The organism is Pseudoalteromonas sp. KS88 (assembly GCF_004766475.1).
In the GTDB taxonomy this organism is placed as follows: domain Bacteria; phylum Pseudomonadota; class Gammaproteobacteria; order Enterobacterales; family Alteromonadaceae; genus Pseudoalteromonas.
Window position 1 is genome coordinate 34,466 of record NZ_PYHV01000012.1, and the last position, 21,814, is coordinate 56,279.

A 21,814-nucleotide genomic window follows, 5' to 3' on the forward strand; every position below is an offset into this window, starting at 1 on the left:
CAAAATCATTGTAAAGTAATTATTACAACTTAGTAATGAGCAATACTTCTTTAGTAATAAGGAGTTGGGGGATTTATTAAGCGAGGATAAAAACTGGTCAGATGTGATAGCGGTCTATGGTAACCCACATAGACCGCTATCACCGTGGCAAATTACTTTAATTTACCGTCAAGCTCTTCAATTTTAGCTTTCCAAATTGCAGGGCCTTGCGTATGCGCATTTGCACCTTCGCTATCTACGGCAACCGTGACTGGCATATCTTCAACTTCAAATTCGTAAATAGCTTCCATACCTAAATCTTCAAATGCGACCACACGAGCTTTCTTGATTGCTTTAGACACAAGGTAAGCAGCGCCACCAACAGCCATTAAATACACAGATTTGTTTTGCTTAATTGACTCTACTGTCGCAGGACCACGCTCAGCTTTACCTATCATGCCAATTATGCCAGTTTTCTCTAACATCATGTCGGTAAATTTATCCATGCGCGTAGCCGTCGTTGGGCCTGCAGGGCCTACAGCTTCATCACCGACAGCATCAACTGGGCCAACGTAGTAAATAAACTTATTATCAAAGTCCACACCTTCAGGTAAACCTTCTCCTGAGTTGATCATATCCTGCAAGCGTTTATGAGCAGCATCACGACCAGTCAAAATGGTGCCTGATAACAACACAGTTTCACCCATTTTCCATTCTTGGGTGTCTTCTTTTGTTAGCGTATTTAAATCAACGCGACGAGTACCTTCACCCACTTCAAACGTGACTTCTGGCCAATCTTCAAGCTTAGGCGCTTTTAAATTAGCAGGGCCTGAACCATCAAGGGTAAAGTGTACGTGGCGTGTTGCTGCGCAGTTAGGGATCATCACAACAGGTTTTGATGCTGCATGAGTAGGTGCGGTTTTAATTTTTACATCAACAACCGTAGTTAAACCACCTAAGCCTTGTGCACCAATGCCTAATTTATTAGCACGTTCAAAAATGTCTAAACGCATTTTTTCTTCTGTTGTTTGTGCACCACGTTCCATCAACTCATGGATATCAACAGGATCCATCAATGATTCTTTTGCCAACACTGCCGCTTTTTCAGCGGTACCACCAATACCTATTCCAAGCATACCCGGCGGACACCAGCCAGCACCCATAGTCGGTAATGTTTTTTCAACCCATGCGGCCACATCATCAGATGGGTTTAACATCACCATCTTAGTTTTATTCTCTGAACCACCGCCTTTTGCAGCAACCATTACTTCAACTTCGCCACCAGGTACTAAATCTATATGAACAACAGACGGTGTATTATCTTTCGTGTTTTTACGTGTGCCGGCAGGATCGGCAACAATTGATGCGCGTAGTGGGTTATCAGGATTTAAATAAGCACGACGAGTACCTTCATCAACCATTTGCTGCACGGTCAAATCTGTTTTGTCCCATTTAACATCCATACCTACTTTAACAAAACACGTAATGATACCTGTGTCTTGACAAAGCGGGCGCTTACCTTCAGCCGACATGCGAGAGTTAATTAGAATTTGCGCAATGGCATCTTTAGCTGCTTTACTTTGTTCTTTGTTGTAAGCTTTTTCTAATGCTTGAACAAAATCAAGAGGATGATAAAACGAAATATATTGCAACGCATCTTCAATGCTATCAATAAAGTCTTGCTGACGAATTGTACTCATAGGGGTTCCTTAAGTTACCTTTACGCGATTAACACGTAACTTAGACCAAACCGGTGACGGTGGTTTGCAAAGCGCTTTGACAACATCACTAAATGCTGCCAAAAAATTTTAACTTATGATACCCTCCCAGCCCGTTTCGAGCCAGTCATTCAGGGTAAAAAATAGATGATAAAACAACATAAAACCTGTATTCAATTAGACATATCGCCCAACTGCGTAGAGATTTTTAGTCATTTAGCTCATTTGCCTTATGCAATGCTGCTTGATTCAGCAAATAGCGATCACGTAAATAGCCGATACGATATTATTGCCATCGCGCCAACTAGACGCTTGGAAGTTAAAAACAATCAAACGTACCTTGATGATGAAATTATTACTGGTGACTGTTTTACGATTCTTCAGCAAGAGCTTGATAAATTTGACACTACTAAAGTGACGCCTGAATTGCCTTTTAGTGGTGGCTGGCTGGGCTATTTTGGTTACGATTTAGGTCGCGTTATTGAGCGTATTTCAGTTCAAGCAAAAAATGATATTGATATGCCACAGCTTGCTGTGGGGCTATATCCTGACGCGCTTATTTATGACAAGCAACAGCATAATTGGTTTTATGTAGCTCAACCTAACATCGACAGGCTTGCTCTGTACCTAAGTGCTTTAAAAGAAGAAAAGCAACAAAGACAACCGTTTAAAATAACCGAAAATTGGCTATCAAATATGACAGCAGAGCAATACACTGACAAATTTGAAAAGATTCAAGCCTATTTGAAAAGTGGTGATTGCTATCAAATAAATCTCGCACAACGCTTTTCTGCGCAGTACCAAGGAGCGCCTTGGCAAGCATACTGCACTTTAAGAGAAGCCAATAAAGCACCTTTTTCAAGTTTTATTAATCACCCTGACGGTGCAATCATTTCTATTTCACCCGAACGTTTTATCTCAGTAAATAACGGTCATGTTGAAACTAAACCAATTAAAGGGACTCTTCCGCGTTGTGAAAACTTCATAGAGGACCAACAGCAAGCCACTCGTTTACAAAGGTCTGAGAAAGATCGCGCTGAAAATGTCATGATTGTGGACTTACTTCGTAACGACCTTGGTAAAGTAGCAAAGCCGGGGAGCGTAAAAGTCCCCTCTTTGTTTGCTATCGAAAGTTTTCCAGCTGTTCATCATCTTGTAAGTACGGTCACAGCACAATTAGCGGATGACAAAACTGCAGTCGACCAATTAAAAGCTGCGTTTCCAGGTGGTTCCATTACTGGCGCACCCAAAATTCGTGCGATGGAAATAATAGAAGAGCTAGAACCCCATCGCCGCAGTGTTTATTGTGGGTCAATCGGGTATTTAAGTTCATGTGGAAATATGGACACCAGTATCACAATCAGAACTTTAGTGTGCCACCAACAGCGCATACATTGCTGGGCTGGCGGTGGTATTGTTGCAGACTCACACGCTGACTTGGAATACCAAGAGACATACGATAAAGTGAATAAAATCCTCCCATTACTTAAGTAATTTGCTGTGAACAGTCATCAAATTCTTGCGCGATTTCAAATAAGCGCAGCAATGAGGGAGCAACCTTTTGTTGCTCCTGTCCATCAATCGCGCCGCGCCAGTGCCGTGATGTTGCCTATAATTGATATTCAGGACTGTGCACATATTTTGCTTTGCAAGCGCCCAAATTACCTAAAGCACCACCCGGGAGAAATTTGCTTGCCCGGTGGAAAGAATGAAAAAAAAGACTTAAGTTTACGCCACACTGCCCTGCGTGAATTGTATGAAGAGCTTAATATTAAGCCCGCTCAAATTAGAGTAGCGGGTAAATTACCAAATTACTCAACTTTGACAGGCTTTACCATCACTCCTTTCGTCGGATTCCTTGATAGTAAAACCCAATGGGCTGCCGATCCCAGTGAAGTTGCGGCTAGCTTCTTAGTGCCAATTCATACATTGGCAGATGCGAGTAACTGGGAGCCGATACCTTTTCAACGCTTTGGTCAACAACGAACCCTGGAAGGGTTCCGAACGCCGCATGGATTGTTATGGGGCGCCACTGCAAGCATAATTAAAAACTTTACCGCGCAACTAGCCATACCAGTTTAAAACCGTGCTGCAAATGGTTACAAGCACTCAATTACACGTTATTATGTTCGCCCGTTCAAAGGCAGCAGTCGTGCTGAGTAAAAAGTAGAGAAAATATATGATCAGTGCATTTGATATGTTCAGTATTGGCATCGGCCCGTCGTCGTCTCACACCGTCGGACCTATGCGTGCGTCACGTTTATTTGTTAATGAATTACAAGAACAAAACCTATTAACAGATATTACAAGTGTCAAAGTAGAGTTATACGGCTCACTGGGTCAAACAGGCATTGGCCATGGCTCTGGTAAAGCGGTTATTTTAGGGTTAGCAGGCTATGATCCTGAAACAATTGATGCCGACCAAGTCGATGACATTCTTGCTAAAATTGAGAATGAGCAAGTCATATACTTAAACCAAGTACATAAAGCCGCATTCCCTAAACAAGGTGCTATTGTATTTCACCGCCGTAAAACGTTACCTAAGCATTCAAATGCAATGGAAATTGTCGCTTTCAATGGCAACGAGAAAGTAGCGAGCAAAGTCTACTACTCTATTGGTGGTGGCTTTATTGTCACTGACGAAGAGTTTGATAACGAAAAACAAGCAGCATTAGATATTCGCGAACAAAACCCAGCACCTTATCCGTTTGAAACAGCCAAAGATCTGCTCGAAATGTGTAAAGAGTCGGGCTATAGCGTTTCAACTTTGATGATGAAAAATGAAAAGACGCTTCGCAATGAAGACGATATAAAAGACGAGCTATTCAATATTTGGCAAGTAATGAAAGCCTGCATTGAACGTGGTATGCGCACTGAAGGTATTTTACCTGGTGGCTTAAAAGTAAAACGCCGCGCTCCGAGTCTTCACCTAAAACTAAATGTAGAGGTAAGTAACGATCCATTAAGAGCCATGGATTGGGTTGATTTATTTGCCCTAGCAGTGAACGAAGAAAACGCAGCTGGCGGGCGTGTAGTAACAGCTCCAACAAACGGCGCAGCAGGAATATTACCAGCAGTATTAATGTATTATCACACGTTCATTAAAGAAGTTGACCGTGATATTGCTACTCGCTATCTATTAACGGCAGCCGCAATTGGTATTTTATATAAAAAGAACGCCTCAATTTCAGGTGCTGAAGTGGGTTGCCAAGGTGAAGTAGGCGTTGCCTGCTCAATGGCCGCCGGCGCATTAACAGAAATTGTAGGTGGTAATGTCGTTCATGTTGAAAACGCGGCCGAAATTGGCATGGAGCATAACCTAGGTTTAACCTGTGACCCAGTAGGCGGACTTGTTCAAGTTCCGTGTATTGAGCGCAATGCTATGGGGGCGATTAAAGCCATTAATGCTTCACGCCTTGCAATTCGTGGTAGTGGCGAACAAAAAGTCTCTTTGGATAAAGTGATCAAAACCATGCTTGATACCGGTAATGACATGAAAACCAAATACAAAGAAACTGCTCGCGGCGGATTAGCTGTAAATATTATCGAGTGTTAAATTTTAGCCATAAAAAAGCCGCAAGTTGCGGCTTTTTTATTACAATAAGTGCGTTACTTTACAGGTAACTCAATATCTGCAAATAGTTTATCTACATCTTCTTGATTGCGTAACAAACTCGCTCGCTCTACTCGCTCTTTTGTTAAATGCGGAGCAAAGCGCTCAATAAAGTCATACATATAACTGCGTAAGAAACTGCCTTTTCTAAAACCTATTTTAGTGGTGCTCGCTTCAAACAAATGACTAGCATCGATGCATACTAAGTCTGTATCAGTGATTTCGTCTATTGCCATTGAGGCAACAACCCCAACACCAAGCCCTAAACGAACATACGTTTTGATTACATCGGCATCTGTTGCAGTAAATACAATATGCGGTTCTAACCCTTGAGCATTAAACGCTTTATCAAGTTCTGAACGGCCAGTAAAACCAAAAACATAAGTGATCAATGGAAATTGTGCAATATCAGCAACAGTCAACGAGTTTGCTTTTTGTGCAAGCGGATGATCTTTCGCAACCACGATACTGCGGTTCCAATGATAACAAGGCAACATCACTAAATCAGAGTATAAGTGGAGCGCCTCGGTTGCGATAGCAAAGTCAGCATCGCCACGGGCTGCCGCATCTGAAATCTGCTGCGGCGTACCTTGGTGCATATGTAATGAAACCGCAGGGTACTTTTTCATAAAACCTTGAATAACACTGGGCAACGCATAACGAGCTTGGGTATGTGTTGTTGCGATGTTCAATTTACCTTGGTCAGGAAGCGTATGCTCATTCGCAACCGCTTTAATACCTTCTACTTTAGAAAGAATTTCGCGAGAAATATTAATGATTTCATTACCTGCACTGGTAACGTGCGTTAAATGCTTACCGCTTCGACCAAAAATTTGTACACCCAGCTCATCTTCTAGCATGCGAACTTGCTTAGAGATACCTGGTTGGGAAGTGAATAAGCTTTCAGCTGTCGCTGACACATTCAGTTTATGGTTTTGGACTTCGACGATGTATCTGAGTTGTTGTAGTTTCATGGCTGCATTTTTAGTGTAGTTATACTGCTTATTTATAAATGTAGATGCATGCCAAGCCAAGTGTTTTTTCTTAAAAGTCGAAATTAACAGGCTAAACTGCAGGTTATTTATAACGTTTATCGTACTAGGCTAGCACAAACGTCCGCTATGAGGTAGCCATCTTTTGATTAGATAAGCGCCAACCCTTAATCAAATCTAATTTGTAGTTAAACCCAAACCACCTCAATATGCAGAATTCAGCGTTTCACAGGGGCTTAATATCAAGGCGTTACTTTGCAAGAATGGTCATCCCTTTTAAGAAGTAACAACGATGAGAGTAAGCTACTGCGAAACGCCCAGCGGGTTGGTTTAAAAGCGATTTATACTGCGTTATTGATTTTAACAATAGAACCACTATTACTTGCAATCAATGCCTTGCCTAAATCGCTTTTAATTCCAACTGAAAACTCGCATCTTGAGGTGGCTTGGGTATATGAAAACACTTTTTCTTTTCGATATCCCGCGCAAAACTACCCCCTTAGCATATAATTGAGGTAAGATAAAAATTATTAGCTTTGAAACCAGAGACCTGAACCATGATCGTTTCTATTATTATTGTGTTGATAGTTGCACTAATCGTCATTGCCTTATGGGTGAGTGCCGTACAACAACATAAAGAGAAACAAGAAACAGAGCGTCGCAAAGAGCTCACAAAACAAAAAAAGATCATAGAAGAATCTGAAGACGTACTTCTCAACAGTGCTAACATTCCTATGTCTGAAGGGGTGCTGCGTGTAATTCAACGTCGTATTTATGATGCGCTTACTGAGATGGTTCAGTTATCCCCCTCTTCAAAAGAACTTAAAAACCGTTTGAATGAGTCCAAAACGCGATTGTCCAATCAAGTTGATTCAAATGAATCTGAAAATCTGGCATTACCTGATAACGACAAACAACTCATTGCGCTTATTCAAGGTATAAAGAAGTTAAGAGCCCTTTTACGCTCTGAGCACGGGAAAGGTAAAGTGGATAGCCAAACATTTGTTGCTGAAGACAAACGAATGGAGAAGCTACAATTAAAAATAAACATAGAGAGTCAGATTAAACGCGGTTTATCTGCTCGTTCAGCTAATATGGTTGGTTCAGCTCGGCAATATTTTGAAAAAGCATACGCAACTATCTCCGCAGTTCCTTACTCTGATGATTATGTTAATAACAAAAGGCAAGAACTTGAGGGGTATTTAGAAGCCATAAGTACTGAACTAAAAGCTTCTAATGCAACAGCACTGAAAAAGAAAACTGAGGAAGAGCAAGACGATTTAGATGTCTTATTTGCACCAAAGAAAAAGTGGTAACCCACTTTTTCTTTGTTTACAGGCTACGATAAAAACGCAAACTTAATTACAAACATCACCGTTAAAATCCACACACTGACACTAACTTCATCACGTTTACCGCAAAGCACTTTCACCGCAGTATAAGAAATAAAGCCCAGAGCAATACCATGAGCAATTGAAAAAGTAAGCGGCGTCATCAGTAAAACAACACTGACAGGTATAGCATCTGTCATATCATCCCAGTTCACAAGCTTAAGGTTTTGTAACATCAACACTGCTACATATAAAATAGCGCCTGCAGTAGCGTATGCGGGGACCATTTGTGCAAGTGGTGCAAAAAACATCATCAATAAAAAACAGATACCAACTACAACTGCCGTAAGACCTGTGCGCCCTCCTACAGACACACCTGCCACAGATTCAATATAAGACGTTGTTGTTGAGGTGCCTAACATAGAGCCAGCTATCGTTGCCGTACTATCAGCACTCAATGCACGACCAAGGCGGGGCATATTTCCTTTCTCATCTGCAAGCCCTGCTTTTTGAGTCACCGCAACTAACGTGCCCGAGGTATCGAATAAATCAACAAACAAAAATGCAAATATCACGCTCAACATCGATAGTTCAAGTGCAGCTGCGAAGTCTAATTGCATAAAGGTAGGAACAATCGAAGGCGGCATTGACACAACACCTTGATACTCAACTAAGCCAAAGCCAAGCGCAATTAAAGTCACTGCTAATATGCTAATCAGCACACCACTTTTAAAGTCTCTATAAAGCAACGCTGCTATGATGAAAAAACTAAAAATTGCGAGTAAAGGTCCTGCTTCGGTGATATCACCTAATTGAACAAATGTCGCCGGGCTTGCAACAATAATTCCTGCATTTTTTAGTGCAATAAGCGCTAAAAATGCACCAATTCCCGTCGCAATAGCTTGTTTGAGCACCAACGGAATCGCATTAATAATCCACTCTCTGACCTTAAACAAACTCAATAGTAAAAAGATACACCCCGACATAAACACCGCACCAAGCGCAGCTTGCCATGTATACCCCATACCTAAAACGACTCCATAGGTAAAAAATGCATTTAACCCCATTCCTGGTGCTAATGCTAATGGGTAATTTGCCCAAAACCCCATAATAAAACACCCTATCGCTGCAGCGATACAGGTCGCAACAAACGCCGCGCCTTGATCCATTCCAGCTTCAGCAAGCATAGCGGGGTTCACAAAAACAATATACACCATGGTGATAAAGGTAGTTACACCGGCAATACATTCGCGCCGAATGGATGAATTTTGCGCTCTTATTTTAAAAATGGCTTCAAGCATAAGTATTTTTTCATTAAACGAGTGAATAATTGCGTAATTTTACCATAGATTTATGGAATAACAGGACAAATTACCTTTGATTAGACTAAACTTAGGCTGTGAATGAAAACAATAATATGCGTGGTATTATGACAGATACATCTCCAAGTGGACTTGACCTTGAGCAGCAATTAGATAATGTATTGGCGTTTATTACTCAACCGAGTAAAACAGAGCACAATGAAGGCAATACTGAAACGCCTGACAATGTAGTTACAAAAGCACTGTATTATTTAAAAAACGATCAACCTCCGCTTGCAGCAAAATGGATGAGACTGGCCGCTATGGCAGGTAACCAACGTGCACAGTTTTATTTAGGCTTGTTCTTCATAAAAGGCCAAGGCGTACCGCAAAGCGTATTCCATGGCGCTGTATGGCTCAGTCTCGCAAGTAGCCAAGGTTATGAACCAGCCACTACCGCATTAGCTGATTTAAGAAAGCATTTATCAACTAAACGCTATCAAGATGCTAAATGTTATGCCGCAACACTGTATGAGCAAATACATCAACAGCAGTTTAATCATTTGATCCCCTCTACTCCCTAATCGGCTCCAGCGAACAGGCTAATTTCAACAGAAACATAAACCACTGTTTTTAAACAATTTAAAATTTTAATTTTAGAAAGTAGGTAATTTAAAGCTAACAATCGTTCAAAAAATAACAAATAATGCTTGCACACAACAACTGTATAAACTACTGTATACAAATACTGTATAAACAACCAGTGAGTGACCGTTATGTTACAGCCAATTACCTTAAGAACTGTTAAAAGCTACCAACAAGATAACCTCAGTTCATCTGTCAATGTAATCCAGATTGAAGACGAAATTTCAGCAACCTTCGAATTATTGAAAGTGCTTCATCATTACAATAGTCAAAATGCATGGACACTATTAATTGCACCCGACCACGTGCCGAGTAAAGCATTATTAGATTCATGCTCAATCGACACATCTAAACTGCTTGTGATCAGGCAAAAACACTTGGTGAATTTGGAGTATGTGCTTAACTCTGCTCTTCATAACGGTAACTTTGCAGCTGTGATAACTTGGACAGATATCGTAAAAGGCAATCAGTTGGCTGATTTATCACTTAACTTAGAACATGCTTCAGCCAAGCTATATTGCTTTACAAACAATGAGTCATCAGAAGAGTTAGCGTTGTCGCAATAAACTGTTATGCTACCCATTTTAGACTGGGTAAATAACATGGCCTCACTCTCAGACCTTCCGTGTTTATGTAATAGTAAAAAGAGTTATGCCCAATGCTGTGAAAAATTGCACTTGGGTACAGCTTATGCAACAACGCCTGAACAACTTATGCGATCTCGCTATACTGCTTATGCCATTAAAAATGCTGAGTACATATACCAAACCTATGCAAATGAAAAGCAACAAGAAAATCCACTTAATGACATTGCTGAATTTGCAATTAGTTCTCGGTTTATTAATCTTGAGATCGTGATGTCTGATCACAATGAATATAACGGCATAGTAGAGTTTTGTGCGAGCTATTTTTATAAAGACCTATTTTGCAAGCTACATGAAAAATCGCGATTTATAAAAGAAGAAAATGTCTGGAAATATTTGGATGGAGAAATATTTCCAACCACTGAAACGCATATTGGCCGGAACGATACTTGCCCATGTGGCAGCGGCAAAAAATATAAAAAATGCCACATGAATGCTTAAAAAGTACCTTAACGGTTGAGCAATACAAAGCGCCTGGAGCAATCATCTGCTCCTCTATACCCAAGTCACCTCAAAATAAAAATTTAGTGTCGCACAAAGGTTCAATATCAAGGCGTTACTTTGCAACAAGGGCAGTCCCTTTTGAGATGTAACAACACTGATAGTAAGTGCCTGTAAACGCCCTACGGGTTAGTTTAAAAGCGGATTATACTGCGTATTGATTCTAACAATAAAACCACTATTATTTGCAATCTATGCCTTGCCTAAATCACTTTTAATTCCAACGACGCTCTTACCTTGAAGTGACTTGGCTGTATTCTCTATGTAATTTCGATTATAGTCGCTGGATCATCATATCTTTAATTTTCTGCGCTTTAACGAAGTGATCTAATTGATGCGTTTCAATCCACCAAGTAGCAACTTGCATTAATAACTCTGGTTCATTGTTTTTATTGGCAAAGAAGGCATAAAAAGACAAGCCAACATTGTACCCTTTTGCATCTATTTTTTTATCACAAACGCGAATTATACGTTCCCTAATTGCATCATCCATGTTTAAAACTCTTCTCGCGCATTTAAAAGCTCCCTTAACAAAAGTTAAACTATTACTGTTAAAATATTTATAAATATTGACCCATTTGAGCTATCAGTTTTGGTAATTGCTCTTCAATAAGTTCCAACTGCTTATCAACGTTCAATTGCTTATCTTTAGCTTGTACTTCTATTTCTGCAAAATGTTGTCTTAAGCTTTTCGCCCCTACTTCACCAGATAGCCCCTTGAGGGAATGAGCACACAGGCGAACCTCTTCATAGTTTTTATCACTGATAAACTTCTTGAGGTCTACGAACTTTTCAGGCGCTGTCACTATAAACATATTGCAAATTTTATTCAGCAACACTTCTTTATTTAAAAGCCTTGCAAGGGTCGCTTCTCTATCCCATAACTCACTAGCCTCAGACTCTGTTTGAACACTTAATTGTGCATCGTTTTCATAATTAGATAGAATCCATTTTATAAGTGTATCTTGTAGCACTTGCGTTTTAAAAGGCTTACTTACATAGTCATTCATACCCGCAGATAAGCACTTTCCCTTTTCATCAATCGAAGCATTAGCTGTCATTGCTATAATAGGTATTTCCTTAAATAATGTACCTGCTTGACCAGAGCGAATCTTAAGGCATGTTTGGTAGCCATCAAGTATTGGCATTTCACAATCTATCAAAATACAACTAATTGGGTGTTCTGTTGATTCGCTTGCTTTAAGCGCTTCAAGAGCCTCCACACCATTTTCTGCTGTTTTTATAATTAGCGGCAACCCTTCAAGTACTCCACAAGCAACATCTATATTTATAGCATTATCGTCAACAATTAAAATGCTACAACCATCTATTTGTTGGATCACATTCTGTGATATCTCATTAGGCCCACTTGCCGCATCGTGAGGTTCTTTGTCCATTGGTTGCGAATAACCAATCGCTTTAAGTAAGTTTCTGTAGGTTAAAGGTTTGCTTATTGCGATAACTTTGGCTTTAATCGCTTTAGGTATTGGTTCACTTGGTTTATACAATAATGCAATTTTTATATCAGGGATCTTCAGCGTTAGTTGTTCTATAATTGAGCTTAATTGATTTGTGCTATCATCTCTCATATCCAAAAACACGAGATCATAGTGATTACGTTTAGCCCGATCCAGTTCGTTACATTGCAAAAGCTCTGCATGGCCACCTTCACTTTCAATTAGTTCACCAATAAACTCTCTTGAATGTTTATTATTATTCACCACCAGCGTATTTGTCGATTCGTAGGCCTTTTTGTCTTGCGATGAGTGCTGACTTTGACCCTCAATATAGACATGAAAGCTAAATACACTGCCTTTATTCAAGGTTGAACTAACCTCTATGTCTCCTCCCATCATTTGGCAGAGCTGTTTACAAATCGACAAACCGACCCCAGTACCTATGCTGGCTGCTTCTATTGAGTTATCAGCTTGATTAAAAAGCTTTGAAAGGCTATTGAGGCTGTGTCTGTCAAGGCCAACTCCTGAGTCTTCAATGCACACCGTTAATTTTATTTGTTTGTCATTAACATCTTCTGAACTAGCGCTTACTTTTACAAAACCTTGGTCTGTAAATTTTATTGCATTACTTATTAAGTTATTTACGATTTGTGCAAGCCTCAATGTATCCGCACTTGCACTTTTACACCTTAAGTTTCTGGTATCTAAATAAACATCAAGACCTTTATCAAAGGCACTAACAGCAGATGTTTCAACTAGTCGCTCTATCAATGTTTGTGGATTAAACGCAATTAAATTAAATTCTAACTGCCCTGATTCAATCTTTGATAAGTCTAAAATATCGTGAATTAAAAGGTTTAGGTTTGCAATACTCTGATCCGTTGTGGTTAACAAGTTTTGCGATTTCTCCGGTAACTCTTCTTGCTGCAATATACTTAAAGTTCTAGTTACATAATTTAGTGATGTTTTCAATTCATGGCTTATATTAGATATAAATGCACTTTTAACATCACTATTTTTAACAGCTTGGTCTTTAGCATGAGCCAGTGCATGTGTTCTTTTTCTAACTTTTGCTTCTAATTCAGAATTTAACCGCTTAACTTTAATGTCCGCTTCTTTCTCTTTACTAATATCTCTCACTATTAATGCAAGGCCACTTAGCTGGTGCTCTTCAGTAAAAACCGGGCTCACTGCAATAGCAAAATGGTACGCTTTAGCAAAAATTTCGACCGCTCGCTCATCTTTAATTTGTGGTTTATTATTTTTTAAATCATTAATATAGCTATCAATCGGCAACTTATCTAATAGTGCTATCTCAGAACTATCTCGACCTATTGATGTTCCTCTAGAAATAGATAACAACCGCTCTGCGGTAAAATTCAGGCTAGTTAATTGCCCTGATAAATTTAAACCAATAATGGCATCAATTGAACCATCCACAATTGCAGATGACTCTTTCCTTGCATCAGCTAACATTTGACTTCTTATCGCATTGCGATAAAAAATATAAAGTAAGATTGACATGAAAGTCACAATAATTAGCAGGAAGCTGTATGTTGAAAGTCGTTTTTGATTTATTAAGCTATCAACATGTTTCTTCGAAGTAAGTAAACTAATGTCTATATAATTGTATTTTGTACTTGTTCTAGTTTGCACTTTTTTTGACTTTACATAGTATTGCTCACCCTTGTCGTCTTTTTCACTTAAAGGATACAAATTCAAATATTCTGGCGGTTGAGAGTAAACATTCTGCCAGGTTATATTGGGCGCCAAATCCCTCGAAAAACGATATTTTTCAATAGGATGGTATATAAAGTTGCCTTTTGAATCACTTATAATTAATTGTGAGTTATTAAATAGCGCTTGCTTTAAGCTTTCGATAAGTGCATTGGCATTTAAATTCATAATTAAGAAGGCAAAACGCTTACCTTGCTCACTATAGATTGGCAGTACAAAACGTAACTGTGGCCTATATGGAAATGTTAGCTCACCAAACTCTCGGTTTAACGACAGTGGAGCTAGATATATTTGACCATTAGCCAGCTGCGAACTTGGCAAAAAATAAGCCGCGTCACCTTTTGGTTGTAAAGAAAAGTCAGGTACGGCTTCAACTGCGGCCCCTCTTCGCTGAACACGAACTAATTCATTTCCTTGGGCTGTTACCTCAATAATTCTGAGCTGCTCTATTGCTAAATTGTTTTCTATAAAACCGATAAAAATTGTTTCTATGCGCTCTTTCCATTGTTTATATGTTGTTCCATCATATGGGTCAACGCCTTCATTATAAAAAGCCCGAGGCATGCCCGATATTGGGGGAGTCGCGTGCAGAAAACGAATATCCGCTTTTGCGCCCGAAATTGTTGAGTTAACGATTTGCTCTAAACGTTGACTCGTTTCTGTAAATTCATAATCCACCTGAGAAATCACGTCTTTTTCTATTTGTGACTCAAACAACAACACTGCAACTAAAAGTAAAGCCACAACAAAACCGGTTCCCCAACGAAAAAAACGCTTTGACTTTATTGAACTCCTTTCTCTGTTTGCTAGAAAAACCATCTTTGTTCCTTCTTTACGTTTTGTTGTTAAAACGAGCACACCATCTCAATAACATGGCTTTTAAGCATTCGTAGTCGATTGGTTTAGCTAAAAAGTCGTTCATTCCAGCATCAAAACACTGTTGTTTGTCTTTTGCTAAAACATTCGCCGTCAAAGCTATAATGGGTGTGTCATAATAATTTGGTATTTTTCTTATTTCCTTGGTAGCCTGAGGCCCGTCGAGAACAGGCATTTGCATGTCCATTAAAATAAGATCATAGTCATATAATTCACACTGCTCAATTGCTTGCTTGCCGTCTCCTGCGAGAGTAATGGCAGTGATAGTAAGCTCATTCAACAGTGCCTCAATAACAATTTGATTAATTTTGTTATCTTCAACAACTAAAACATGTAAGTGAGAAAAGTCTATTTCTTGCTCAAGGCTTTTGTCTTTAAATGTATTTACTGGTGCAGCTAACTCCTCACCCAAATATGTATTTAATTCAAAATAAAACCGAGAGCCTTTACCCAGTTCACTCTCAACTTGTAAAGGCGCTTGCATGATTCCTAGCAATTTACTGGTAATGGCAAGCCCTAGACCCGTGCCGCCAAACCTGCGTGTAATAGATGTATCTGCTTGGGAAAATGCCTCAAACAAGGTGTCTATATTTTCTTTATCTATCCCGATGCCCGTATCTGAAACATCAAAAAGCAATTTAACTCTGCCTTCATTGCCTAACTGAACACTAACATTTAGAGCAACACTCCCTCTTTCAGTAAACTTAACTGCATTGCCTGTTAAATTAATCAGTACCTGTTTAAGCCGGGTTTCATCCCCTAAAAAAATGGTATTTTCTTCTTCAGTGTTAGATGACACAAATAAACTTACATTTTTGGTCATGACTTGATCACTAAATAAATGCCTCATTTCATCTAACAATTTATTCAAGTTGATAGGTTTACTTTCTAGCACTATTTTTTCTGCATCAATTTTACTTAAATCTAAAATATCATTAATAATGACAAGTAAGCTGCTACCAGATGATTGAATGATTTCGAGCATTCTGGCCTGTTTATCCGTCAAAGTGGTATTACTTAATTGCCTAGCCATCCCCAGAATACCGTTCATTGGGGTTCTGATTTCATGGCTCATATTTGCCAAAAATTCTGATTTGACTTTAGAAGTATGCTCTGCAGCTTGTTTGGCACTTTCTAAGTCTTTGCTTAGTACTCTGAAACGATTAGCCGCCTGTGCTAATACACCTAGCTCATCATGACGTGATAGATCATTAATCGGTTCAGATAAATCGCCATTAAGAAAACATTGGAAACTTTTTGTAAGTCGTTTAATTGCATGAGCGATATGGAAATGAAAAAACATGGTCAAAATAATCACATAAAAAATAATGCCAATACCAAGCAGCTGCAAAACACGCTCAGACCTAACGATCGTTGTTTCACCAAGTTCTTTGATTTGACTTAGACGTTGCAATAATTGCTCTCTGAGTGCATCTGCTAACGTGCTAAATTCTATCGCATCCCCTGCCATTACCACATTTACTAAGCTTAAGTAGTTGCGATTTGCCTGAACACTTTTATTAAATGTCTTTTGATAACTTTTTGCTAATTGTTTATTTGATTCCAGCTGGGTACTTAGAGCTGACATAGAAGAAATCTTAAAAGTAGATAGTTGCTTAAGGGAGCGCATGACACTTTGGCGTTTTGAGTAATCCTTTTTAGTCAAAAAAAGCTGTGCGTCATTGTGTAAAGCATGCCAAGTGTTTATCCTATTCAATATAACGAGCTTGGCATTTGTATTTGTAGCCTGTGCCTCTAGTTTTTTTAAATCAGCAATCGCATTAAAATAAATACGAGGTAACTCCACAGACATTAACAACGTTTTTTGATCATACCGTTTCACTAAAACATTTAAATTATCACCGTACCTCAGTACCAGCTCAGACAAGCTATCAATATACAACTGCTCGTTCGGGCCATAGTCATTCTTCTCTATCTTTTTTAAGCGTTGTTGAATACTTTGAAAGTTATCTTCTATTTTAGCAAATACAGCGCTACTGCCAGATGAACCATATACAGAAATATCTCGCTGCATTTCAACAATATCTTTATTAATTCGTAATATACTAATGGCGTGATTACTTATATTAGTAACCCCATCCATTGAGCTTTGAATTGTATTTAAGCGCCTATCCATTACAACATAGCTTATGCTCAACACAATAAAAACCAGTGCAAACGCAAACGCCATTTTGGCAGCAATAGATCGTGAAACTAATTGCAACACGAGCTCTCCTTAAGCGTTCAACAGTTCATACCATTTGTCTAAACTGTAATCGTAGTTTTGCATCACAGTATTCCACACTGCAACATTAGAAAAACGCTTTTGATAACTGCCTCCATCGCGAAAATTCCCAGCTAAAACAGAGACCCTATCATCGGTTCCTTTAAGATCGATGGTAGCTTCTTTTCCTTCATACCAAAAATCCCACTCCGGTTTCGACATTAATGGCTGACTCCGTTCAGGGTTTGATATGTAATAGCCTTGGCGTGCAATAAATGCCCCTGGGTAACCTGACAGCCACCAGTTCATATATTTATATGCCGCTTCTTTCACTTCCTCTGTAACACTGGACGATAAACACATGACACCATGCCAAGCTCTATATCCTTCTTTAGGTGAGGCAAACACAACAGGGATCCCTTGCCCCCTGCAAGCACTGACGCCTGGCGAAAACATACTCTGAATGTTAACTCGACCTGTTTTCATAAAATCGACTGATTGTGGTACTGATGTCCAAAAGCCTGAAAAGTGGCCCTGTCTTTTTTTAGACAATAGAATTTCAAACAGCTTATCTAATTCTGTAATGGTCATATTACCGATGTCTTTAAACGTCATTAGTCCCTTTGCTTGCACAGCCAGTGCAGCATCAAATATGCCGATTGTTGGTGCATTGATCAATCCAACTTTGCCTTTGTTTGCATCATCTAATAACCATGCCCATGACTCTGAATCGTAAGGTGTTCCCTGCTCAATAAAGCGTGTGTTGTAGCCAAACGAATCCACATTATGGACATAAGGCATAAAACTTATTTGTTTTGAAGGCGTACTTCCTAAAGAGTCATCATTTTGCACATAAAGAATTTTATTGGGGGCATCGCCTGCACCTAATTTAGCGGTAGGGTTAATTTTTCCTGTTTTTGTTAAATCATTCACCTCATCCCAATAAACAAGCCGCTCTGTTTCTATTGGCTGAATGGCCCCCGCTTGCCATAAAATATTAATTGAGTCAGACCATTGTTCATAAAGATCAAACGAATCAGGATCAGCTGCCGCTTTTTGCAAAACAGCCGCACTGCCCATAGGAATAAACTCGATATTAATGCCCAACTCGCGCATTGCTCGCTGGCGAAGTTCTTCTTGCAACGTAACGTGGGTACCCATAACCCTGAGTGTGATCATTTTTTTTGCAAATACGAATGGCGCTTTAAAAGCAAGGGTCGACACCGCGGCTCCGGCACCGATAGTACGAAGAAAGTGTCTTCGGTTAGAAGTGTGACTCATAATCGTTCGTCCATAAATTTTCCTATGAGGTTAAGTGTAGCCTAAATAAACAAAAGTCTAGTAAATATAACTACATATCTGACACTTTTTTATAAAGTATAGACCGATTACGACCGGACCTCTTTGCCTCATACAAATGCTCATCTGCTGCTGATATCAATGCCCGTAAGTTCATTGCTGATGGTGGATAACGAGTTATTCCTCCTATGCTTAATGTAACATGCTCATACACTGATTCACTGTGCGCTATATTCAAATCACAAAGTTGCGACATTATGTGCTCACTAATATGTTTCATTCCTGCGTAATCAGTGTCGGGCAAAACCACTAGAAACTCTTCTCCACCAAAGCGCACGGCCATATCTTGCGGCCGTTTAATTACGTTTAATAATACTGTTGCAATTTCCTTAATACATTTGTCACCTTGGAGGTGCCCATACTTATCGTTGTAGAGCTTGAAAAAGTCAATATCTATCATCAATATGCTAAAAGGCGTTTTGTCGCGATCAGACAACCTTAGTGAATTCGCTACTTCTTGTTCTAAGTAATGGCGATTGTAGAGCCCGGTAAGAGAGTCTTTGTATGTTAACTCGGTCAGTTTTTCTAAGCGAAGCTTATTTTCTATATGATTTCTAGTACGGTGAATGAGTGTTGATGCTATGACGGGTTTGCTAATAAAGTCAGTCCCCCCCGCTTCCCAGCATGCATTTTGCGAATCAACATCACTGCTGGATGTTATGAATATAATTGGGATATTCGCATAATCTGCACTTTGTCTTAATTTTTTACATATTTCTAAGCCATTTACTTGCGGCAAATTTACATCAAGAATAATAAGATCAGGTTTACTTAATCGACAAAAGTCATCTATTTCTAGCCCATTAGTTAACGTATCTACTTTAAAGTATTCCTCTAAAACAGCCTCCAGCGTGACACGAATAATTTCATCATCATCGACGATTAGTACCCTACATTGTGAAAGTGGCTTTAAATTTAAAGGCATTAATTTTTGCTGCTATGTAAAGACGATAGTTGTTGAGTGATTTTATCAAAGGGCATTGGTTTCCCCATTAAAAAGCCTTGCCCTATCGCACATCCAAGCTCTTCCAGTTTACTTTTTTGCTCTGGAGTCTCAATACCCTCAGCCACAATATCGAGCTTGAGTGAATTCGCTAAATCTACAATCGCGGTAACTATATCCAGTGACTGAGAATCACTGAGCATATCGCGCACAAATGATTGATCTATTTTAAGCACATCAAGTGGAAATAATCGTAAATATGAAAGACTCGAATAACCAGTTCCAAAATCGTCCAAAGCGAGTGAAACGCCCATATCAGCAATTAACTTTAATTGGGTAATAGTTTGGTCATAGCTGTCAATCAGGGCAGACTCCGTGACTTCTAGTTCTAGGTACCGACTCGGTAGACTTGTTTTTTCTAATATTGATGCCACTGTATCCACTAACGTAGTGCTCATAAACTGTTTAGCAGAAACATTAACTGCTACTTTTTTGGGGTAACCGCTGTCTAACCATTTTTTTGCAGCGATACAGCTTTTTTCAAGTACTTGCTCACCTAAAAGATATATAAGCCCAGACTCTTCAGCATACTCAATAAAATGAACCGGAGAAATAAACTCATCATCAGCTCCTTTTAACCTCACTAACGCTTCAGCACCAATAATATCATCGGTTTTCAAATCATATTTGGGTTGGTAGTGAACTTGCAAATCATTTGTTTCAAGTGCCTTGCGTAAATAATTCCCCACTTCTAAGCGTTTATTCATTTCTTCTTGCAAGTCATGGCTGAAGTAACAATAACTATTTGCTGCAATTTGCTTTGCTTTATACATAGCTGAATCAGCGTGGCGAAGAATCTCTTCTACGCTATTAGCATCATCTGGAAAAACACTGATCCCTACGCTGGCTGAGAGAACGTGTTCTTCCCCTGCAACTCTAAAGGGCTTACCTATTACCTCTAATACTTGGCTTATTAATGCTTCTATACTCGTAATATGTATACCGTGCGGAACAACTAATGCAAACTCATCTCCACCGACTCTGGCTACGGTAATGTCGTTGCAGGTAAATTTATCTAAGCTGTGCCCAATGTGGGCAATAATTTCATCACCTACATGGTGACCCATCGCATCATTAATGTATTTAAACTTATCGAGATCCAATAATAATAAACTAACTTTACTTTTATTAAAGTTTGCCCTTGCCATGCTCTGTGTTAAACGATCATGAAGTAACACACGATTAGGCAAAGCGGTTAGCTGATCATGGTGTGACAAATATGTCATTTGTACCGACATTGCTAAAGTTTCGCTGACATCCTGAAACACCATTACTGCACCACACTGTTTATTATTTTTATCCAGTATTGGGGCTGCACTATCCTCAACACGGTGCTCAATTCCTTGCTTGCTCACAAGTTGGGTATTTATTGCCATTGCAACAGTTCTATTTTCTCTAAGGGCTACTGTGAGAGGGTTTATGGATTTATTCTTTGTGGTTGCATCTTGAAGTACCATCACATCTTCAATATGACGACCTTTCGCTGATATTTGAGACCAACCCGTTAAACGTTGTGCAACAGGGTTCAAGTAGGTAATACAGGCGTTCTCATCCGTTGAAATAACACCATCAGCAATCGAGTCAATCGTAATCCTTAATTGTTCTTTTTCTGCTGCGAGTGCAGCTTTTGTAGCGCGAATAGCTTTATTTTGCACTAACAGATTAATGTGATTTTCAACCCTCATTCGACATAATGTCAAATTTAAAGGTTTAGAAATAAAGTCTATTGCGCCTAGTGACAATGCTTCTTCTTCAATTGCAGGGTCGCTATGCGAAGTAATAACAATAGTACGTATATCACAAAATTTGGGCAACTCTTTGATCAGCCGTAATATATCGAAGCCACTTACCACCGGCATCTCTAAATCAAGTAAAAGTATATCAGGCTCAATATCCTTAATTAGTTCGAGTGCCTTTTCGCTGTTATTGCAAGCGTGTATTACACCCGCTAAAGCTAATGCCTCTTCTAACAATACAGTGTTTATAGGTTCATCATCTATTATTAGTATTTTACATTGCCGTTCCATTTATAGCTCCATCTACTATTATCAAAACAATAGGTTACTGTGCAAGTAAAACGAATAAACAAACCTATTTTTTAACACGTTACCCATTTAAATTTAGGTCATTTTTACAGAAGGTCAATGTAAATGTCCACGTTTCTTAAACATCAAGAGACTATTAAATATGCGAAGTTATAAGCTAGGGTCTGTTTACCTTTTAAGGTTAAGTTTGCAGCAGTCTATTTGGTATTTAGGCAAGGCAGCGCTTATATGGCGTGGTTATTCCCCATTAAAAGGCAATAAAGCGGCATCAATGCTAAACAGGTAGATTTATTTTTTTGGCTAGCAAATTTACGCAGGTTTTTAACACGGGAGTGTTTGAGTTTTCTTCTGTACATATGAGTCAACCATCTGACCACTTGGTTTAAAAC

16 protein-coding genes are annotated in these 21,814 nt (G+C 39.2%); 7 read left to right on the plus strand and 9 right to left on the minus strand.

Going from position 1 to position 21,814, the window contains the following annotated elements; genetic code table 11:
* Window positions 1-152: 152 nt before the first annotated feature.
* Window positions 153-1,679 (minus strand): fumarate hydratase, encoded by a 1,527-nt coding sequence (locus C7Y70_RS07595; RefSeq protein WP_135474117.1) that lies wholly within the window; start codon window positions 1,677-1,679, stop codon window positions 153-155.
* 165 nt (window positions 1,680-1,844) lie between these two features.
* On the opposite strand from C7Y70_RS07595, the gene pabB reads away from it, so the two are divergent.
* The 3 genes from pabB to C7Y70_RS07610 all read left to right on the plus strand — a co-directional run bounded on the left by pabB (window position 1,845) and on the right by C7Y70_RS07610 (window position 5,253).
* Window positions 1,845-3,191, plus strand: coding sequence for an aminodeoxychorismate synthase component I (pabB, locus tag C7Y70_RS07600; protein WP_135474119.1), 1,347 nt, complete (start codon window positions 1,845-1,847; stop codon window positions 3,189-3,191).
* Window positions 3,192-3,242: 51 nt separating this feature from the next.
* Entirely contained in the window at window positions 3,243-3,779 is a 537-nt protein-coding gene (locus C7Y70_RS07605) for a CoA pyrophosphatase (protein WP_135474209.1), read from the plus strand.
* Between the two features lie 97 nt (window positions 3,780-3,876).
* Complete coding sequence (locus C7Y70_RS07610) at window positions 3,877-5,253, plus strand: L-serine ammonia-lyase (protein WP_099295912.1); 1,377 nt, start codon at window positions 3,877-3,879, stop codon at window positions 5,251-5,253.
* A gap of 53 nt (window positions 5,254-5,306) precedes the next feature.
* On the opposite strand, the gene cysB is transcribed toward C7Y70_RS07610, so the two are convergent.
* Window positions 5,307-6,284, minus strand: coding sequence for an HTH-type transcriptional regulator CysB (cysB, locus tag C7Y70_RS07615; protein WP_099295918.1), 978 nt, complete (start codon window positions 6,282-6,284; stop codon window positions 5,307-5,309).
* Between the two features lie 575 nt (window positions 6,285-6,859).
* On the opposite strand from cysB, the gene C7Y70_RS07625 reads away from it, so the two are divergent.
* Window positions 6,860-7,618, plus strand: coding sequence for a hypothetical protein (locus tag C7Y70_RS07625; protein WP_135474121.1), 759 nt, complete (start codon window positions 6,860-6,862; stop codon window positions 7,616-7,618).
* Window positions 7,619-7,641: 23 nt separating this feature from the next.
* Here C7Y70_RS07625 and C7Y70_RS07630 read toward each other — a convergent pair whose 3' ends face one another.
* Window positions 7,642-8,934, minus strand: a complete 1,293-nt coding sequence (locus C7Y70_RS07630; protein WP_099297292.1) for an NCS2 family permease — start codon at window positions 8,932-8,934, stop codon at window positions 7,642-7,644.
* A gap of 128 nt (window positions 8,935-9,062) precedes the next feature.
* Here C7Y70_RS07630 and C7Y70_RS07635 point away from each other — a divergent pair, with 128 nt between their 5' ends.
* The 3 genes from C7Y70_RS07635 to C7Y70_RS07645 all read left to right on the plus strand — a co-directional run bounded on the left by C7Y70_RS07635 (window position 9,063) and on the right by C7Y70_RS07645 (window position 10,664).
* Window positions 9,063-9,518, plus strand: coding sequence for an SEL1-like repeat protein (locus C7Y70_RS07635; protein WP_099297321.1), 456 nt, complete (start codon window positions 9,063-9,065; stop codon window positions 9,516-9,518).
* 192 nt (window positions 9,519-9,710) lie between these two features.
* The gene (locus C7Y70_RS07640; RefSeq protein ID WP_135474123.1) at window positions 9,711-10,145 is read left to right on the plus strand and encodes a SulA-like leucine-rich domain-containing protein; all 435 of its coding nucleotides are present in this window, start codon (window positions 9,711-9,713) and stop codon (window positions 10,143-10,145) included.
* Between the two features lie 36 nt (window positions 10,146-10,181).
* Window positions 10,182-10,664, plus strand: a complete 483-nt coding sequence (locus tag C7Y70_RS07645) for a YchJ family protein (protein WP_099297325.1) — start codon at window positions 10,182-10,184, stop codon at window positions 10,662-10,664.
* A gap of 334 nt (window positions 10,665-10,998) precedes the next feature.
* Here C7Y70_RS07645 and C7Y70_RS07650 read toward each other — a convergent pair whose 3' ends face one another.
* From C7Y70_RS07650 to C7Y70_RS07675, 6 genes are all read right to left on the minus strand, one after another.
* Window positions 10,999-11,217, minus strand: a complete 219-nt coding sequence (locus C7Y70_RS07650) for a DUF6500 family protein (RefSeq protein WP_135474125.1) — start codon at window positions 11,215-11,217, stop codon at window positions 10,999-11,001.
* Window positions 11,218-11,284: 67 nt separating this feature from the next.
* Window positions 11,285-14,662 (minus strand): response regulator, encoded by a 3,378-nt coding sequence (locus C7Y70_RS07655; protein ID WP_167850801.1) that lies wholly within the window; start codon window positions 14,660-14,662, stop codon window positions 11,285-11,287.
* 88 nt (window positions 14,663-14,750) lie between these two features.
* Complete coding sequence (locus C7Y70_RS07660) at window positions 14,751-17,021, minus strand: response regulator (protein WP_135474129.1); 2,271 nt, start codon at window positions 17,019-17,021, stop codon at window positions 14,751-14,753.
* Window positions 17,022-17,030: 9 nt separating this feature from the next.
* Entirely contained in the window at window positions 17,031-18,299 is a 1,269-nt protein-coding gene (locus C7Y70_RS07665) for an extracellular solute-binding protein (RefSeq protein ID WP_135474131.1), read from the minus strand.
* A 70-nt stretch (window positions 18,300-18,369) separates the two neighbouring features.
* Window positions 18,370-19,302 (minus strand): diguanylate cyclase, encoded by a 933-nt coding sequence (locus C7Y70_RS07670; RefSeq protein WP_135474133.1) that lies wholly within the window; start codon window positions 19,300-19,302, stop codon window positions 18,370-18,372.
* The gene (locus tag C7Y70_RS07675; protein ID WP_135474135.1) at window positions 19,302-21,407 is read right to left on the minus strand and encodes an EAL domain-containing protein; all 2,106 of its coding nucleotides are present in this window, start codon (window positions 21,405-21,407) and stop codon (window positions 19,302-19,304) included. The genes C7Y70_RS07670 and C7Y70_RS07675 overlap by 1 nt, the downstream gene beginning before the upstream one ends.
* Between the last annotated feature and the right edge of the window lie 407 nt (window positions 21,408-21,814).

What these genes read in the sequence shown, in the direction of transcription:
- C7Y70_RS07610 (WP_099295912.1), top strand. Translation starts at nt 3,877, where the DNA reads ATGATCAGTGCATTTGATATGTTCAGTATTGGCATCGGCCCGTCGTCG.
- C7Y70_RS07665 (WP_135474131.1), bottom strand. Translation starts at nt 18,299, where the DNA reads ATGAGTCACACTTCTAACCGAAGACACTTTCTTCGTACTATCGGTGCC.
- C7Y70_RS07640 (WP_135474123.1), top strand. Translation starts at nt 9,711, where the DNA reads ATGTTACAGCCAATTACCTTAAGAACTGTTAAAAGCTACCAACAAGAT.
- C7Y70_RS07595 (WP_135474117.1), bottom strand. Translation starts at nt 1,679, where the DNA reads ATGAGTACAATTCGTCAGCAAGACTTTATTGATAGCATTGAAGATGCG.
- C7Y70_RS07625 (WP_135474121.1), top strand. Translation starts at nt 6,860, where the DNA reads ATGATCGTTTCTATTATTATTGTGTTGATAGTTGCACTAATCGTCATT.
- C7Y70_RS07675 (WP_135474135.1), bottom strand. Translation starts at nt 21,407, where the DNA reads ATGGAACGGCAATGTAAAATACTAATAATAGATGATGAACCTATAAAC.
- C7Y70_RS07650 (WP_135474125.1), bottom strand. Translation starts at nt 11,217, where the DNA reads ATGGATGATGCAATTAGGGAACGTATAATTCGCGTTTGTGATAAAAAA.
- C7Y70_RS07635 (WP_099297321.1), top strand. Translation starts at nt 9,063, where the DNA reads ATGACAGATACATCTCCAAGTGGACTTGACCTTGAGCAGCAATTAGAT.
- C7Y70_RS07630 (WP_099297292.1), bottom strand. Translation starts at nt 8,934, where the DNA reads ATGCTTGAAGCCATTTTTAAAATAAGAGCGCAAAATTCATCCATTCGG.
- C7Y70_RS07605 (WP_135474209.1), top strand. Translation starts at nt 3,243, where the DNA reads ATGAGGGAGCAACCTTTTGTTGCTCCTGTCCATCAATCGCGCCGCGCC.
- C7Y70_RS07645 (WP_099297325.1), top strand. Translation starts at nt 10,182, where the DNA reads ATGGCCTCACTCTCAGACCTTCCGTGTTTATGTAATAGTAAAAAGAGT.
- C7Y70_RS07670 (WP_135474133.1), bottom strand. Translation starts at nt 19,302, where the DNA reads ATGCCTTTAAATTTAAAGCCACTTTCACAATGTAGGGTACTAATCGTC.
- cysB (WP_099295918.1), bottom strand. Translation starts at nt 6,284, where the DNA reads ATGAAACTACAACAACTCAGATACATCGTCGAAGTCCAAAACCATAAA.
- pabB (WP_135474119.1), top strand. Translation starts at nt 1,845, where the DNA reads ATGATAAAACAACATAAAACCTGTATTCAATTAGACATATCGCCCAAC.